Annotated in this window: 13 protein-coding genes; 4 read left to right on the forward strand and 9 right to left on the reverse strand. The window is 64.7% G+C overall.

Features of this window, described 5'->3' with window-relative positions; genetic code table 11:
• The first annotated feature begins 258 nt into the window (after window positions 1-258).
• Window positions 259-684, forward strand: a complete 426-nt coding sequence (flbT, locus tag V1280_RS13875) for a flagellar biosynthesis repressor FlbT (protein WP_334524537.1) — start codon at window positions 259-261, stop codon at window positions 682-684.
• 90 nt (window positions 685-774) lie between these two features.
• Here the strand turns inward: flbT and V1280_RS13880 are convergent, their stop codons facing one another.
• From V1280_RS13880 to V1280_RS13920, 9 genes are all read right to left on the reverse strand, one after another.
• Window positions 775-2,271 carry a pyridoxal phosphate-dependent decarboxylase family protein gene (locus V1280_RS13880; protein ID WP_334524540.1) on the reverse strand — a complete coding sequence of 499 codons (1,497 nt, stop codon included), beginning with the start codon at window positions 2,269-2,271 and terminating at the stop codon, window positions 775-777.
• On the reverse strand, window positions 2,268-3,503 hold the full coding sequence (locus V1280_RS13885) for an ATP-grasp domain-containing protein (RefSeq protein ID WP_148775186.1): 1,236 nt from the start codon (window positions 3,501-3,503) through the stop codon (window positions 2,268-2,270). Before V1280_RS13885 ends, V1280_RS13880 begins: the two co-directional genes overlap by 4 nt.
• A 16-nt stretch (window positions 3,504-3,519) precedes the next feature.
• The gene (locus V1280_RS13890; protein ID WP_334524550.1) at window positions 3,520-5,124 is read right to left on the reverse strand and encodes a hypothetical protein; all 1,605 of its coding nucleotides are present in this window, start codon (window positions 5,122-5,124) and stop codon (window positions 3,520-3,522) included.
• Between the two features lie 10 nt (window positions 5,125-5,134).
• Entirely contained in the window at window positions 5,135-5,917 is a 783-nt protein-coding gene (locus V1280_RS13895) for a hypothetical protein (protein WP_334524552.1), read from the reverse strand.
• 72 nt (window positions 5,918-5,989) lie between these two features.
• Window positions 5,990-7,909: a flagellar protein gene (locus tag V1280_RS13900; protein WP_334524555.1), complete on the reverse strand. Its 1,920-nt coding sequence runs from the start codon at window positions 7,907-7,909 to the stop codon at window positions 5,990-5,992.
• Window positions 7,910-7,927: 18 nt separating this feature from the next.
• Window positions 7,928-9,808 carry a flagellar hook-associated protein FlgK gene (flgK, locus tag V1280_RS13905; RefSeq protein ID WP_334524558.1) on the reverse strand — a complete coding sequence of 627 codons (1,881 nt, stop codon included), beginning with the start codon at window positions 9,806-9,808 and terminating at the stop codon, window positions 7,928-7,930.
• A gap of 35 nt (window positions 9,809-9,843) precedes the next feature.
• Window positions 9,844-12,108: a flagellar hook-basal body complex protein gene (locus tag V1280_RS13910; RefSeq protein WP_334524561.1), complete on the reverse strand. Its 2,265-nt coding sequence runs from the start codon at window positions 12,106-12,108 to the stop codon at window positions 9,844-9,846.
• A gap of 191 nt (window positions 12,109-12,299) precedes the next feature.
• Window positions 12,300-12,800, reverse strand: coding sequence for a peptide-methionine (R)-S-oxide reductase MsrB (msrB, locus tag V1280_RS13915; RefSeq protein WP_334524564.1), 501 nt, complete (start codon window positions 12,798-12,800; stop codon window positions 12,300-12,302).
• An 86-nt stretch (window positions 12,801-12,886) separates the two neighbouring features.
• Window positions 12,887-14,344 (reverse strand): NAD(P)/FAD-dependent oxidoreductase, encoded by a 1,458-nt coding sequence (locus tag V1280_RS13920; protein WP_334524566.1) that lies wholly within the window; start codon window positions 14,342-14,344, stop codon window positions 12,887-12,889.
• A gap of 110 nt (window positions 14,345-14,454) precedes the next feature.
• Between V1280_RS13920 and V1280_RS13925 the strand changes: the two genes are divergently transcribed.
• The 3 genes from V1280_RS13925 (at window position 14,455) to V1280_RS13935 (ending at window position 16,093) form a co-directional block, all read left to right on the forward strand.
• Window positions 14,455-14,991, forward strand: a complete 537-nt coding sequence (locus V1280_RS13925; protein ID WP_334524569.1) for a SixA phosphatase family protein — start codon at window positions 14,455-14,457, stop codon at window positions 14,989-14,991.
• A gap of 56 nt (window positions 14,992-15,047) precedes the next feature.
• The gene (locus V1280_RS13930) at window positions 15,048-15,473 is read left to right on the forward strand and encodes a universal stress protein (protein WP_148775195.1); all 426 of its coding nucleotides are present in this window, start codon (window positions 15,048-15,050) and stop codon (window positions 15,471-15,473) included.
• A 158-nt stretch (window positions 15,474-15,631) separates the two neighbouring features.
• Window positions 15,632-16,093, forward strand: coding sequence for a hypothetical protein (locus V1280_RS13935; RefSeq protein WP_334524574.1), 462 nt, complete (start codon window positions 15,632-15,634; stop codon window positions 16,091-16,093).
• Window positions 16,094-16,133 lie beyond the last annotated feature (40 nt).

Below are 16,133 nucleotides of genomic sequence, written 5' to 3' on the forward strand. Positions count from 1 at the left end.
CAGCGACCGCCGGACCGTGGCTCCGAGAATCTAACGAAGCATGAAATGAAAATGGCGCTTTCGCTGAGTCGCAGCGTGATTCGGGCAAGCTCGCCTTGCACGCCGCTGCGCCGCCGCCCCGCTTCGTTGTTGAAATAATTGGGCTTTTCCGCGCAGATGCCGGAGATTTACAACTCGTTAACTAGTCTTGATGGACTATTGCGCCCTGACCCGCCGCAACACGCGCTCGGTTACGAAAGCGTTGATGGAGAACAGGCAATGGCCCTCAAGGTCGAGCTCAGGCCGCACGAACGCATCATTGTCGGTAACTGCGTCATCACCAACACCGACCAGCGGGCTCGCCTTCTGATCGATGGCGACAACGTGCCGATCCTGCGCGAGCGCGATATTCTCACGCCCGAGACCGCGGATACGCCCGCCAAGCTCGTCTACCTGGCGGTCCAGCTCATGTATATCTCGCCGGACCCGCAGACCCAGCACGGCACCTATTTCAACCTGGTGCGCGACATCGTCACCGCCGTGCCGAGCTCCTGGCCGATCATCGAAGGCATCAACAACAACATCCTGAACGGCGACCTCTACCGGGCGCTGAAGGATGCCCGCAAGCTGATCGCCTATGAAGAGAAGCTGCGCGACCAGTACAACGCAGCGCATCCCGAAAGCGACGTCAGCACGGCCGCTTGATCCAAGATCTTAAGATCTCAGCAGAGATCTGCGCAAATGACAACGGCCCCGGATCATCTCCGGGGCCGTTGTCGCTTCTGCGGGTTGCTTTTACTGCGCCGCGAGCGGCGGCGCATCGACTTCGATCAACCCACCGGTCCGCTGCGCACCGAACTTGATCACGGCCGATACCAATGCGTCGATATCCGTCTCCGCGGTGCGATGATTGACGATCGCCGCGCGGATCGCGAATTTGCCGTCCAGCGTCGTGCTTGACGGTGCGGCAATGCCGGACTCCTGGACATCGGCGACGATCTCGCGATTGATCGCATCGTCGGCGCGATAGCGGAAGCAGACGATGTTGAGATTGACCGGCGCGAGCAGTTCGAGCCGCGGCTCGGCGAGCACACGCGTCTCGAGATACCTTGCGAGCGCGCAGCTGCGCGCGATCACCGTACCCAGCCGGTCGGTGCCGAATGTCTTCAGCGTGAACCACGTCTTCAGCGCGCGGAAACCGCGCGACAGGTCCGGTCCGAGATCGCACGGCCAGACAGCACCGGCCGCAAGCCCCCTCGCCTCTCGGCTCAGATAGGCCGCCGGCTGCGCAAAGGCCTGCCGATGCCGTTCGCCGTCACGCACCAGCAGGAAGCCGGCATCATAAGGCACCTGTCCCCATTTGTGGAAGTCGAGCGCGATCGAATCCGCGAGCTCGATGCCCTCGAGCAGCGGTGCGAGCTCGGGCGAGAGGATCGCGAGCGCACCGAAGGCGCCATCGACGTGAAACCAGATGCCTTCTTCGCGGCACAAAGCCGCGATCGTCCTGAGATCGTCGATCGCGCCGATGTCGACGGTGCCGGCCGATGCCGTGACCAGGAACGGCTTGAAGCCGACCTCACGATCGACCGCGATCTGCGTGCGCAGCGCCGCGACGTCGATGCGATGATCGGCATCGACATCGATCTTGCGCAGCGCTTCGGTGCCGAAGCCTGCGATGTCCAACGCGCGGGAGATGCAGCCGTGCGCTGCCTTCGAGGCATAGGCCGTGAGCAGCGCGCCGTCATTGCCGATGCCGTGTTGCCGCGCCAGCGTGCCGAGCGCGTTCGTGCGCGCCACCAGCACCGCCATCAGATTGGCCATCGACGTGCCGGTGACGAAAATGCCGCTTGCGCCTTGCGGAAAGCCGAACAGGCCGCGCATCCACTCGACGATCTGGCGCTCGACCTCGATCGGCATGTGATCGCGCCCGCCGAGATTGGCATTGAGGCCGGCCGCGAGCATCTCCGCGACCATGCCGACGGCGGTGCCGCCGCCATGCACCCAGCCCATGAAGCCGGGATGAACATTGCCGGTCGCGTAGGGCGCGACGTGCTCGGAGAATTCGCGATAGACGTCCGCAAGAGACGTCGCTTCGCGCGGCACGTCGGTCCGGACTGCCGCGCGAACCTCGTCGGGGATCGGCTGCCAGACCGGACGCGCGCGGACATTCGCAATGCCGTCGATCGCCTCGTCCAGCATGCGATGGGCGAGTGCACGAAACTCGCTCCAGTCCTGCGGATCGAGCGATCCGTTCGTGACAGATGCCTGCGTGTTGCGGATGATCTCGTTCATGCTGCACTCCCCACGGCCGTTTTTGCATGCCGCAACAGCATCGCGGTGAACGCGGCAAATATCTTGCGCATCTGCGGCGGCTTGTACGGAAACACCACCGGCGAATCCATGTTGTGCACGACGGCGGTGTTGTCGGCCTCGAACACCAGAAGCTCGCCGTTCTGGTTCTCGGCGCAATCGACGATGAAATAATCGAGGCCGACGCGCCGGCTCATTTCGTCGAGCGCATTCTTGTGACGTGCTGCGAAAGCGCGATCGAAGTCTTGCATGAAGATGGCCTCTTCAGCGCGCTTCTCCTCGCTGAACGCCATGTAGGCGTTGAGATACCAGATGTCCCAGCGATCGGCGATCGCCATATGGCAGGCATAAGGCTTGCCGTCGACCATGGTGAGCCGAATTTTACGATAGAGCCCGTCGGGGTTCGCATAGTTGACGAAACGCGCAACGAAGAAGTCCTGCTCCTGCCGCTCGGCAAGATAGGCCGCGAGCGCCGCCGCATCGTCGATCTTCGCAAGCCCAACGCCGGCATGCGTGCCGCGCGGCCGTACGATCATCGGAAAGTGCAATTCGCCCGAGATCTCCGCGCAGGCGATCCGCTCCTCCGAGAGAGCCGTCAATTGCGCACGGGTCGCGTTGGCGGTCACGGGAATATCGAGACCGGGGATATCAGCCAGCAGCCGATAGAGCTTGTCGCGGTCGAGATTGCCGATCAGCTCGGGGCGATTGAGCAGCGGCCGCGGCCAGCGCGGCGCGGCTTTCTCGATCATCGCCAAGGCTTCGCGGCATTCCTCGGAGTCGGATGCGACCACGATGGCAACGTCGTGATCAGGCAGCGTTTCCGGCAGGCCCTTGTCCTTGGTCACGTAGAGCGTCAGAAGCTCGATATCGGAGCCTTCGAGCAAAAATTCGATCGGCGTGTTGCCGCCCATGTCGATGTCGGCCGCAAGCGCAAGCACGCGCAAGCCCGGCTTCGGCACTGCGGCGGGCGTGCGAAACAATTGGTGGAAGGAGAGCACCTCGGACTGGATCACGAGGCCTGCTTCCTTCTCGCCCATCAGCTGGGCGATCAGGGACAGGTCCAGCCCCTCACCGGCCTGCGCCGTCCCCTCCGCGATCCGCGCCAGCAGCCGCTCACGCAACGGATGCAGATCGATGCCCTCGAAGGCCTGGCGGGTCAAATGCGCGAAGCCGATACGGTCGGCAAAGTTCGGCGCGGCAAGCGGATGCAACATCTCACACCTATAGGGGCTACGCCGGCACAGCGGCGGTATGGTCAAGCAGCAGCTCTGTCTTCACCAGTACGTGGGCGATGCGATCGAGGATATGCTGCACATTGCGTTGCGCTTGCACGCTGTCGGGCGACCATGCGTCGGTGACGAGTCGCGCGCCGACGCACAACCGCAGCGCAGCCTGCGGCACGCCGTCCGGTTGCTCCAGCCGCACGGGCTGGCCGACGAGACAGCGTTGTGCGGCAATCTGCCGGTCCGCCGCGCGGCCGACGACGTGGTCGTTCATGTCGCGCGCCAGCGCGCGATGGACCGCACTGGTAGCGGCGATGGACACCGGCTTCCCGTTCCGAAGCAGCGTGAATGGAAAGATCGTACGCTGCGCGAATTCCTCGTTACCCGCATCCGCCTTGTCGAAGGCTGCCGGTACGGCGCGCAGCGACGGCGACAACGCGATCATGCTGTCGATCCCGGCCGCGAGCTCGGCCAGCGCCTTGGCGCGGAACGCCCCGGGCACGGCGTAGTAATTGCCGATCTCGGCAAGTGCGGCTTCCCAGCGCAACCATTGGCCGAAATTCGGACGGCGTTCGAAGCGCGAGCGCAGCGCCGTCCACGTCATCGGCCAGTCGCAGCGGCCGACATAGTCGAACAGGCCTGGCGCGATCCCGTCGATCCGGTCGAGTGACCGCGACAGCCCCTTCGGCACCAGCAGCGCGCCGCTGAAGGCAGGCCCGCCAAAGAACTTCGAGCCGGTCATCAGCACCATGTAACCGCGATCGAGATAGGAGCGCAGCCGGCGGCGGCCGAGCCGTGCCTGACAGGCATCGACGACGACCTGAACCTTGCGTGGCCAGCGCCGCGCGATCTCATCGAGACAGGCGGCACTCGGCGCACGCCAGCCGAGCTTTGACGAATCCATAATGTGCAACAAAACGCGCCGGCCTTGCGCGAGGCTGTCCTCGATTGCTCGCATGATCTCGGCATCCGCGTCGGTGCGCATCGCAAGGCCCGACGTGGCGTCGAGCAGCGGTATGGCGACGCTGTCGCCGACGAGGCCCGCGATCGCAGCGTCCTTGCGCACCGCAACGCCGCTCGCCGTCATCGTGCTGAAATGGTGCCCGCGCGCGGTGTGCGCCGTTCCGCTGCCGGTCTGATCAGCCCCGACCACGATCGACACCGGCGGCGCGCCGAGCACCGCGCGCGCCAGGAACAGAGCGTGAAGCTGGGAATCGGTGCCCGACGGCGAGAACACGACATCGACGTGCGGCGGGAGCTGGAAGTGCCCGCGCAGTTCGTCGCGCATATCCTCGCAGCGCCGGTCGAAGGCGATCTCGACCTCGTCGAACAGTGATTTGTGGACCAGCTCTTCGCGCGCCAGCGCTGCGCGGTCATATGCCGCCTGCGAGATCGTCGATGCGGTCGACGAGGCGAAATTCCAGATCTCGGGTTCCGGGGACGGTCCGCACCCATAGGCGTTGACGCGATCTCTGGGATCGAGCGCCAGCCGCTGATCGCCGCCGGAGACGAGCAACGTATCCAGCGGCGTGAAGAGATCGCGCAGGCGATAGCGCGAGCCGCCCTCGGACGCTCGCTCGATCTCTGACAGGCGGGATGCGCCGATGCTCATCCCGACCGGCTCACGCCGCGTCGGCCGCAGCCGCAGGGGCCGGCGCGAATTGCGAGGCGATATCGCCGTGGAACACCGAGGGACCGACGTGGTCGAGCGAGCTCTGGATGTCGGCCCAGATCTCGCCGCCGATATCGGTCCAGCGCTTGCAGAAGGCGAAGTCTTCCGAGAGATAAGTGCCGGTCGCCGGATCGATCATGCATTCGAACAGCGCAAACCGGTTCTGGCTCGCGACCAGAGAGTCATGCGAATGCTCGCGGAAGAATTGCAGATGAGCGTAGTCCGGATGGCGGCACATCGCCTCCAGCGCCTGGCGGCGAATCATCAGGAAACCCGTGCCCGCGTAGCGCACGCGGGTAAAACCGTTGACCACCACGATGCGGTCGGGATCCTCGATCTCGAGCACGTAGTCGAGCGAGGCCGCCGTGACGTCGGTCCGTCCCGCCTTGATCGCGCGCGTCGCCTTGTCCCAGTTGACCCGCTTGATCGGATAGCACCCGGCGACGACGTCGGCGCCGGATTCGATCAGCCGGAACACCTGCTCCGGCTTGAAGCCGATATCGGCATCAATGAAAAGGAAATGCGTCGCGTCCGGATCGTCCAGGAACATCGCAACCAGATTCGCCCGTGCACGCGTGATCAGCGCGTCGCCGTCCCGCAAGTGCACCTTGAGCCCGAGATTGGACATGCCGTGCACGGCGCGCTGGAGCGCGAAGATCGAGCTCGCGTAAATACTCGACACCTGCCCGCCAAAGCACGGCGTGGCCACCACCAGTTGCATCTTGTCCGACATCGACGGCTCCGCCCCCGCTCAAATCCTCACCAAGAGGTAAACAGGCATGGTTAACGGCGCCTTAATGCGCCCTTAAAGGTACTTGACCAGCGAGAGCTGCGCGAGGTTGGCGGTAGTCTGGTAGGACGCCTGCAGCGCGTTCTGGAGCGACAGAATTTCGCTGGCGACCTGGTCGGGAGAAGCCGACTCCGCCTGGTCGACGATGTTCTGAAGCTGCGCCTTGGCCTGGGTCTGGCGCGTGCTCGCGTCCTTCATCGTGTTCTGGGCCATCGCGATGTCGGTCTGGATGTCCTCGATCTTCTGCTGCCCCGGCTGCGGGGTCAGCGCCTGCGTCGTGCGCAGGCTCAGCGCTGCGACTTGCGCGCCCGAATATTGCCCGGTCGGCGAGGTCGAGAACGTGCCGTACACGGCAACCGCCTGCAACTGCTTGCGGATCGCGTCCTCATCGGCCTGCGCGCCATATTGCACTGTGACGGAATCGTCGACCCGCGCCACCGCGGTCGAGCGCGCCGAGCCAGGCCCGTCATTGCCGGTGTACCATTTCACTGTCGTGGCCGAGCCGTTCACAAGCGTCGTCGCCGAGCTTGCCGGCGACGAGCCGACCCGCAGCGGCGGCTGCGTGGCGGTGATCGGCGCTGAGCTGAAGCCGAGCGCGCCGAGCGCGGCGGTCGCGCCCGGAGTCGAGCCCGAGATGCTCAGGCTCGCGGCATCGTCGGTATTGATCGTGATCGAGCCGCCATGGATAGTCGACGGCCGCGAAGTGCCCGTGATGGCGTCGATCTTGCTCATCAGGGTCTGGATGCTGTCGCCGACGTTGAGCTGATTGCCGGTCGCGCCGGAGGCGACGAAGCTCAGCGTGGTGCCGTTGACGGTGATGCTGTCGCCGGCGGAGAAGCCCGGTGCAATCGAGTCCGAAGGCGCCGTGCCCGATAGCGCGGTGGTCCCGCTGATCGGTGCGGCAGGTGTCGCCTGGTTGGTCTTGGCCGCGCCGATCGCCGAGCTATCGGTGTTGAAGAAATTGTCGCCGGCGGTGACGGCGGATGCCGCCACCAGCGAGGTGTTGGCGAGCTTCGTGATCGCGGTGTTCAACGCGGTGTTGAGGTTCGTCGCCGTGATGTTCGGGTTCGGAGCAACCGCTGGTACGACATTGGGATTACCGGGGTCGATCGCAAAGCTGCCGACCGGCGTCGGCGTCGCGCTCGACGCCGTCAGGTCGACCTGCTCGGTCGAACCATCAGGCAGCGTGAACTGAACGCTGAGCTTGTCGCCATCCTTCGGGTTGACGCCGTTGAGATCGACCGAGAACGACACCGGCGATCCGCTCGGGCCGGTCACTGTCGCGCCGGTCAGTGTCGAGGACACTGCGGCAATCTTCAGGCCGAACGGCGATCCCGCGACGTCCTCGGACACCTTCACCGAGCTCGGCGTCGGCTGTGGCGTCGCCAGCACCAGCCGGCCCATGCCGTTGGCGCCGAGGTCGGCGGCCTGACGTTCGGCCATGACGGTCTTCAGCCCCGCCTGCGTGGTGGTGCCGTTGATGATGTCGCCGGCATTGGCGACCGACTGCGTGTTGTAGGCCGTCCCGGAGAACAGATAGCGGTTGCCTGACTGTGTGTTGAGGACGCCGACCATCGAGCCGAACTGGGCGGCGGCGGTGTTCTGCGCGACTGTCTGGCCGTTGACGTTGAGATCCTGCGACGAGGTGGCCGAGCCCGTCTGCACCGTGTTGCGGATCGTGGCCAGCGACTGCAGCGCGGTGTTTTCGAGGTTGATGTTGACGTTGACGTTGGTGATCGTGTCGGTATAGGCGGCGATGTTCGAAAGCTGCGCGCGCGAGGCGATCGCAAAACCTTCGTTGGTCCCCATGCCGGAATAATTCTGCGACAGCTTGCCGGTCGACAGCTGCGTCGACAAATCGGTGAGCTGCTGATTGATATTGCGGACCTGCGCGCCGAGGACCGACGAACCGTAATTGATGCTGCTGATCGACATGTTTCAGAGCCCTACTGATTACCCTTGAGCCTGGATCAACGTGTTCATCATGCTCTGCACCACCGACATCACGTGGGCGTTGGCGGCATAGGCATTCTGAAGCTGGATCAGGTTCGACATCTCCGAGTCCAGATTGACGCTGGAGGTCGAGTTGAACTTGGCCTGCAGCGTCGAGACCACGACACTCTGGCCCTGCTGGAGCGCGGTCGCCTGGGTTGATGCGTTGGCCTGCACGCTCAGGAACTGCTGCAGATAATTCGAGACGCTGCCGCTGAACGGCTGGCTCGCCGAGCCGAGACCGGTCTGCGGTGAATAGGAAAACACCGTATTGGTGAGTTGCGAGTAGAGATAGTCCGAGCGCGTGGTGTCGCCGGTGGGCGTCACCGGCGAGGTGCTGTAGACCGACAGCCGGGTCGGATCGGTGGTGAGCTGTGTGTTCACGGCGATGCGGCCGGCAAGGCCGGTCATCTGCGAGCCCGACGCCGTGATCGCGCCGGTGTAGAGCGCCTGACCGCCGTCGGTGAACAATGGCAACTGCGGACCGCCCGAGGTCAGCGACGACACCGTCTTGGTGCTCGAGGCCGAATTGACCTTGGCGAGACCGGAATTGTCATCCGTGACGCGCAGCGTCGTCGCTGTGGCCGGCGACGGAGCAGCAGAAAACGTCAGGTGCGAGCCGGGCAGCGCAGTGTTGAGCGCCGAGGCGATCGCGCCCATGCCGCTGGAAAAATTGACCCCGATCTGCATCGGATTGGCGTTGGTGGCGTTCTGAAGCGGCAGGGCGGCCGGATCGGTCACGTTCACCAGCGTGATCTGGCGCTGCGTGTTGGTGGAATCGGTATAGGTGATGTTGAAGGTGTTGCCCGGCTGCGCGCCGGCGAGATCGATGTCGAACCCGGCGGGTGGACCGGAGACGGTGCTGCCGGCCGTGGTCTTGTCCGACAGTGCGCTCGACATCGTCGCGGCGAGCTGGTCGACTTGTTGCTGCGCCTGCACCAGCGTCTGGTCGCGCAGCTTCAGGTCGGCCGCGATCTGGCCGGAGGACACCACGTTGTTGCCGGCAACGTCGATCGACGAGCCGTTCGGCAACTTGAGGGTAAGCGCGCCGACGCCGGACTTGGCGGGATCAATATTGTAGAGCGAGGTCGCCCCCAGCGCGCCGGCAGACGCAAAGGAGAATTGCGAGGCGAGCCCCGCACCGACCAGCTGGATGCCGGTAGTGGTGTAGATGTTGGCCTGGTTCGAACCGTCGGTGGTGACGCGGACGTCGACATATTTCGACAGCGAGTTGATGGCTTGGTCACGCTGGTCCATCAGGGTTGCCGCCGACGGATCGGTCGGGGCGAGGCCCTGGAGCTTGGTGTTGATGTCGGCAATTTGGTTCATCGCCGCGTTCGCCTGCTGCGACGAGGTGCCGAGATCCTGCTCGACATTGGAGCGCAGCGACTGGATGCCCTTGGTGGTGACGTTGAGCTGCGTCGCCAGCGCCTGTGCCGCACCGACCGCGACCGTCTGCGCCGACGACGAGCCCGCGCTCGTCGAGAGCGCCTGGAGTGAGCTGGTGAAATTGTTCAGCGCGGTTTCGAGCGTGCCGCTGCCGCCGGGGTTGCCATAGACATTCTGAAGCTGCTTCAGAATGTTGGCCGTCTGGTCGGCGTAGCCGCTGCCGCCGGTCTCCGTGCGGAGCTGGTTCAGCACATAGCTGTCGATGTCGCGGCTGACGCCGGTCGTCTTCGCCGTCGAGCCGAAATCACCGGTGGTGACTTCGATCTGGTTCGGCGTCTGGGCGACGTAACCCGGCGTCTGCGAGTTTGCGACGTTCGACGAGACAATCGACAGCGCGGCCTGATTGGCACGCAGACCGCTCATCGCACTGGCAAGGGCTGAACTCAAACCCATGGTGACTAGCCGCCTTTGGTTACGTTACGCGCCAATCAGCGCAACACGTTCAGAAGGTCCTGGACCATCGAGTTCGCCGTCGTGATCACCTTGGTGTTGGCCGAATAGGCCTGCTGGGTCACGATCAGCTTGGTGAACTCGTCAGCGATGTCGGTGTTGGATCCCTCCAGCGACGAACCGCTGATCGTGCCCGAGGCACCCGCGATCGCCGGACCCGACTGATCGGTTACGGCATAGGCCCCGCCATCCATCGCCTTGAGGTAGTTGGTGCCGTTGAAGTGCGACAGCGTCACCTGCGCGAGGTCGAGGTTCTGGCCGTTGGAGAAGGTGCCGACCACGAGACCGTTGTTGTTGACGGCGACCGAGCGAAGCTGACCGGCGGCGTAGCCGTTCTGCGTGATGGTGTTGATGGTCACCGCGCCGCTGGTGCTCGCATATTGCGTCAGCCCGCCCGAGGAGATGTTGAGAGCGACCGAGCCGAGCGATTGGCCGCTGACCTTGACGTTGTTGAGGGTGATGCCCGAGCCGCTCGGCGAGGTGAGCGAGCCGTCAGCAGCAAAGGTGAAGGACTGCCCCGCGTTCACCCAGCCGACCGCCGTGCCGGCCGCATTCGGGTCGGTCTGGTAGAACAAATTCCAGGTGTCGGCGTGCCCCCCACCAGACAGCGAGGCACTGTCGGTCTTGGCCCAGCGCAGCTGCAGGTTCACCGGTGTGCCGGCCGCATTGTAGGCAGTCACCGCGCCGCCGCTGATCGATTCCTTGGTGAAGGTGGCAATGTCGTTGCCGGTCACGCCGCCCGTACCGGAGGTGCCACCGCCACCGCGGTTCTTGGTGACGGTCGACGTAAGGCCGAGCGCGCCGAAGGCGCCGCTGTTGGAGCTGGTCACCGTCAGGCTGGGGTTGGCGGTACCGGTTTGCAGCGTGATCACGCCGTTGGAAATCGAGGAGGAGCCTGCCCCGGCGCCGCTGAGTACGTCGATCTTGTTGAGCAGCGTCGTGATGTCGTCGGTGACGCTGATCTGGTTCGGGTTGGCGGTGGGCGCGGCGACGAAAGTCAGCACGTTGCCGTTCACCGTAATGGTATCGTTGATGGCGAAGCCCGACGAAAGGACTTCCGAACCGCCCGCCGTCGCAGCGCCGCCCAACACCGTTGCGCCGGTGATCGCAGGCGTTGACAGCACGTTGCCGCCGCGCGTCACACTGCCGATGCCGAGCAGGCCGGCCGCAGCGCCGGAAACCGTGATATCGCTGGTGGTGTTGGTTGTGATCTGGATGTTGCCGCTCGATGTCACCGACGCAGCAGCGGGCACGCCGCCGGCCCCCGCCACGATCGCATTCAGGATGTCAGACATCTTTGCTCCGGTAGGCGAGAGCAGACCGATCGTGGTCGTGCTGCCGACTGTCGAGGCACCGGAAACGGTGGCGTCGAACTTGATCGTCTGGGTGCCGACCACCATCTGCGTGCCGGCCAGGCTGGTCAGCAGCGTGTTGTTAAGATGCGGGGTCACGCCAGAGTCGAGCGAGGTACCGCTACTGGCCACAGCTGAAGAGCTGTCCGTCAGCGCCACCGAACCGGTTGCGGTTGTGGCCGTATAGGCCGAGCGCAGATTGCCCGTGGCCGCCGTGCCAGAGACCCCTACACTTACAAAGGGCGGCGGCGGTGTGCCCACGGCCAGCGGGTTGGCTTGGAAATCGGACGGGTTGAGGCCGCCGGCCGCGAGCAGCGTGCCGCTCACCGCCGTCGAGCTCGCCACCGTGTTCGGCTGGGAGGGCAGGTTCGCCGCGTACTGGATTGAGGTGGTCGCCTGCGCCGGCACGAAGTTGTTCTGGAATTGCAGCACCGTCGGCACGCTGCCGGTCGGATTGCCCGTCTTCGGGTCGACCGTGACACCCATCAGGTAATAGCCGGCGCCGTTGACCAGGTTGCCGTTGGCATTGACCTGGAAGTCGCCGCGGCGGCTGTAATAGGTGACGCCGTCGAACACCGGCACGTTGTCGACGACGCCGCTCGCCTTCTGCACCGAGAAGAAGCCGTCACCGGTGATCGCCATGTTGGTGGCGACGCTGGAGGCCGAGATCGTGCCTTGGGTCGTGATAGTCGCCTGCGCATGCGCCGTGACGCCGCCGGCGACCTGCTTGTTGGGGACGGAGGCATCCGGGATGAGATCCTCGAAGCTGGTCCCGATGCCCTTGTAACCGGTGGTGGATGAGTTCGCGATGTTGCCCGAGATGTTCTGAAGCGCGTAGGACTGCGCCTGCAGGCCACCCACCGAGGTGTTCATTGCATCGAAGATACCCATAACTTTGTCTCCAAATCCGATCTCGGCGGCCGGCAGACCAATGGCCGCAGTCGGAGGAGACGTCGCAAGGCCTATGCCAATGCGCGTATTCTCAGGAAATCAATGAGTTAAATAGAGATGCCCCGATCCGATGACCGGGGCATAATTGCCGGACCGGCAACAATTGCCGGGGAAACACGTCAAATAGATCCCTACGTCGCCGACGGCGCCGCGGGGTGGAAGACCAGTCCGAAACCGTCGATGCAATAGCGCAATCCGGTCGGCTTCGGACCGTCGTCGAAGACGTGACCGAGATGGCCGCCGCAGCGCCGGCAGTGCACTTCGGTGCGCACCATGCCGAAGGTGCGGTCCTCGGTCTTGCCGACATTGCCCTCGATCGGCTGGTAGAAGCTCGGCCACCCCGTGCCGCTCTCGAACTTGGTCTCCGAGGCGAACACCGGCAGGTCGCAACCGGCGCAGGCGAAGACGCCCTTGCGATGCTCCTTCAGCAGCGGGCTGGTGCCCGGCCGTTCGGTTCCCTCCCTGCGCAGGATCTCATATTGCTGCGGCGTGAGCTGGGCGCGCCATTCTGCGTCGGTCTTCTCGATCTCGAACTTCTCGGCCGCCTGGGCCGGAGTTGCTCTCAGCCAGCGGAAGGCCGAAAGGCCAAACAGGCCGGCGACGGTTGTCAACAGGATGCGGCGGTCAAACATGTCATTCTCCGTGCGCAGGAAGTCCACGCCCTGAGATACGGGTTCTAACGGCGTACGTTACACTTCCAGGCGGGAATTTTCTCAACTTATTGCGAGACGCTCTGCTCCTGGGAGGCGAGTTTCGCCTCCTCTGTCGCAGGCGGCGGCGCTGGAGCCACCCGCGGCCGAACCCCGGGCGGCGGACGGCGCGAACCGGTGCCGGCGGCCCGGTTGGCCTCGGCCAGCCGCGCCTCGCGTTCCCTGTCCTTGACCCGTGCCCGCTCGCGGTAGCGGGCGAACGACCCGGCGGCGGCGGAACTCGCCCTGCCCCACATGCCGACCAATTGGCCCGCGACCCGTCCCGTCGTGCCGCCGGCCCAGACCAGCTCGAACGGCGAGAACAGCTTCCAGCGCTCGTCGCCCCGCAAAATGCTGCGCGCAATCAGCTGCCCGGCCATGGCGGAGGTGTTCATGCCCTGGCGTCCGAACCCGCTCGCCACCCACAGGCCTTTGCGCAACTGGCCGATCTGCGGCATGCCGTGCACGGTCTGGCCGGTGGCGCCGCCGAACGTCTCGGTGATCTCGACATCGCCGAGCTGTGGGAAGATCGTGCGGATCCGCCGTTTCACGGGACCGGCAAAGCGCTGCGGCCGCGCCGCCCAGGTGGTCTCCGGGCTCTCCCACATCAGGCGGTCGCCATCGACGATGCGGAAATGATCGACGCCATCGGAATCCATCACCGACCCCTTGAAGCCGATGATCTCGTGCACGCGCTCGCCGAGCGGCGCGGTAATTCCAGCATAACGCCAGACCGGCAGCAGCGTCTCCGACAGACGCCGCAACGGCGCGCCGAGATGGATGTTGCCGGCGAGCACGATGTGCGTCGCGCGCAGCCGCGCCGACGGCGTCACGATGCGCTTGCGGATGCCGGAATGATCGATGCTGACGACCGGCGTATCCTCGAAGATGCGGGCACCGGCCCGTCGCGCCAGCGCGGCCAGGCCATGCACATATTTGCGGCCGTCGACCTGGAATGCTTTGGGATAATAGACGCCGTGGAAGTAGCGATCGGTCTTGAGCGCCTCGCGGACACGATCGACCTGCCAGCCCTCGGCCTCGGTATCGAAATCCTCGTTGAGCATCTGCAGCCGGCTGATCAGCCGGTCGCCGGCATCGACATTGGAGACTTCCAGCACACCGTCGGTGAGGCCGATGCCCGGCATGTTCTCCTCGGTGGCGTTGGCCCGGACGAACTCGGCGCCCTCCTTCGAGAGCGTCCACAATTCGCTGGCGTCCTCGAAGCCGATGCGCTCGATCAGCTCGGTGAGCGGCAGCGCGAAGCCCGGCGTTACGGCGCCGAGCTGGTTGCCCGAGGCGTTCCAGCCGATATGGCGGCCCTCGAGCACCGCGACGCTGGCGCCGAGCCGGGCCGCCTCCAGCGCAATGGAGAGGCCGGCAAGCCCCGCCCCTATCACGCAAATGTCGGCGTCGAGATCGAACGACAACCGCGCACGTTCACGAAAGCCGGCTTCTTCCTGGGACACGCTTGTGAAAGTCTCGCTCATGTCGTTTTGTCAATGGTGCAATCTTCTTAAAGGACCAATCGGGCGCTTGTCACCTTGTCCTCAACCGGCGCCTGTAGATTATCCTGGACGTGGAACGATTCGAGAATGCCATGCGCCGTTTGATGCTGCTGCGTCACGCCAAGACCGAGACCGACGCGCCGAGCGGCCGCGACCAGGACCGCCGGCTCGACGACCGGGGTCAGAGGGATGCCGCCGAGATGGGCGACTGGATCGCCACCCATCCCCCCGTCCCCAAGATGGTGCTGGTGTCGCATGCTGTCCGCGCCCGGCAGACCTGGGACATCGCCTGGCAGGCGATGAAGGACCGCGTCGCAGCGCCGCAGGTCGAGATCCTGCCGGAACTCTACGGCGCCGATCCCGCGCATATCCTCGAAACCATTCGCACTGCAACCGTCCCGGCCAATCCCAGGCAATTGCTGCTGGTCGGGCACAATCCGGGCATGCACGAGGCCGGCCTGATGCTGATGGGCGGCGGCGATCCGGCCGGCGCCAAGGCGCTTGCCGACAATCTACCCACGGCGGGGCTTGCGGTCCTCGACTTTGACGTCAAGGATTGGGGTGACGTGGCCTACCGCCGCGGCAAACTGGTGCTGTTCGTCAGCCCCAAATTGCTTCGACTGGGGTGAGACGCGCGGGCGCCGTCTCGACCGGTTGATGCAGCTTGGTCACTAGGGAGGCGCAGATGTACAAGTCCATTCTCGTGCCCATCGACCTCGCCGACACCGATCTGGCAAAGCCAGCGATCGCAACCGCGACAACGCTGTCGCAGAACTGGAGCGGATCGGTCCGGCTGCTCAACGTGCTGCCGATGACGCCGGTGATGCTCGCCGAATACGTCCCGGCCGACTTCGACGAACAGCAGCGCCAGACCTCGGAAGAGGCGCTCGCCATCGTCGCGCGCGAATCCGGGATCGAGGCCTCCCACATCTCGAGCGTGGTGCGCCAGGGCGGCATCTATCACGAGATCCTGGAGGAAGCCGCGCACATGAAGGCCGATCTGATTGTCATGACCTCGCACAGGCCTGCAATGCGCACCTATTTCCTCGGCTCGAACGCCGGCCATGTGGTGCGCTATGCGAAGTGCTCGGTGCTGGTGGTGAGGCACTGAGCTCTCACCACGAACTCCGTCATTGCGAGGAGCTCTTGCGACGAAGCAATCCAGACTGCCTCTGCGGAAAGACTCTGGATTGCTTCGCTTCGCTCGCAATGACGATGCGGAAGCAGCCGCAGCCCAATTTCATCGCGCTTTGAACTCGGAGCAAAGTCGTGAAGCAACTCTGGCGGAGATGGACCTACGAGGTCCCGCTCGCAATCGGCGATGCGCTGTGGGAGGTGCTGGTCGTGCAACTGGCCGCGCTGCTGGACAGGCTGACGGTGCGGAAGGTCATCGCCTTCATCCCCGTCGTCATCCTGATAGGCGCCTACTATCACAGCATCCCGATTCCGCCGGAGCTGATGCTGATCGGCGATTTCCTGGCCTATATCGACATCTTCTCGGTGCTGTTCCTGCTCGGCGTGCTGAGCCGCATCACGACGATTTTGTTCGTCGTCAAACAGGCGGCGGCGCGCATCGCGTCGCTCGCAGGCCACCTCGTCGCGCACTTGCCGCGCCTCGATGTTCGGCACGGGCGTCAACACGGCGCTCCGACGCGGCCTCGCCGCAAGCCTGTCCCGTCCGAGGACGATCGCGCTTATGGGAGCGTGTGGGGCCAGGTCGCACTGGCGTGATCGTGCTACGACATATTGCGTTGCCCGACGGGCAAAACAC

It is taken from the genome of Bradyrhizobium sp. AZCC 2230, from assembly GCF_036924495.1.
GTDB classification, from domain to species: domain Bacteria; phylum Pseudomonadota; class Alphaproteobacteria; order Rhizobiales; family Xanthobacteraceae; genus Bradyrhizobium; species Bradyrhizobium rifense.

What these genes read in the sequence shown, in the direction of transcription:
- V1280_RS13930 (WP_148775195.1), top strand. Translation starts at nt 15,048, where the DNA reads ATGTACAAGTCCATTCTCGTGCCCATCGACCTCGCCGACACCGATCTG.
- flbT (WP_334524537.1), top strand. Translation starts at nt 259, where the DNA reads ATGGCCCTCAAGGTCGAGCTCAGGCCGCACGAACGCATCATTGTCGGT.
- V1280_RS13920 (WP_334524566.1), bottom strand. Translation starts at nt 14,344, where the DNA reads ATGAGCGAGACTTTCACAAGCGTGTCCCAGGAAGAAGCCGGCTTTCGT.
- V1280_RS13900 (WP_334524555.1), bottom strand. Translation starts at nt 7,909, where the DNA reads ATGTCGATCAGCAGCATCAATTACGGTTCGTCGGTCCTCGGCGCGCAG.
- msrB (WP_334524564.1), bottom strand. Translation starts at nt 12,800, where the DNA reads ATGTTTGACCGCCGCATCCTGTTGACAACCGTCGCCGGCCTGTTTGGC.
- V1280_RS13925 (WP_334524569.1), top strand. Translation starts at nt 14,455, where the DNA reads ATGCGCCGTTTGATGCTGCTGCGTCACGCCAAGACCGAGACCGACGCG.
- V1280_RS13890 (WP_334524550.1), bottom strand. Translation starts at nt 5,124, where the DNA reads ATGAGCATCGGCGCATCCCGCCTGTCAGAGATCGAGCGAGCGTCCGAG.
- flgK (WP_334524558.1), bottom strand. Translation starts at nt 9,808, where the DNA reads ATGGGTTTGAGTTCAGCCCTTGCCAGTGCGATGAGCGGTCTGCGTGCC.
- V1280_RS13880 (WP_334524540.1), bottom strand. Translation starts at nt 2,271, where the DNA reads ATGAACGAGATCATCCGCAACACGCAGGCATCTGTCACGAACGGATCG.
- V1280_RS13895 (WP_334524552.1), bottom strand. Translation starts at nt 5,917, where the DNA reads ATGTCGGACAAGATGCAACTGGTGGTGGCCACGCCGTGCTTTGGCGGG.
- V1280_RS13885 (WP_148775186.1), bottom strand. Translation starts at nt 3,503, where the DNA reads ATGTTGCATCCGCTTGCCGCGCCGAACTTTGCCGACCGTATCGGCTTC.
- V1280_RS13910 (WP_334524561.1), bottom strand. Translation starts at nt 12,108, where the DNA reads ATGGGTATCTTCGATGCAATGAACACCTCGGTGGGTGGCCTGCAGGCG.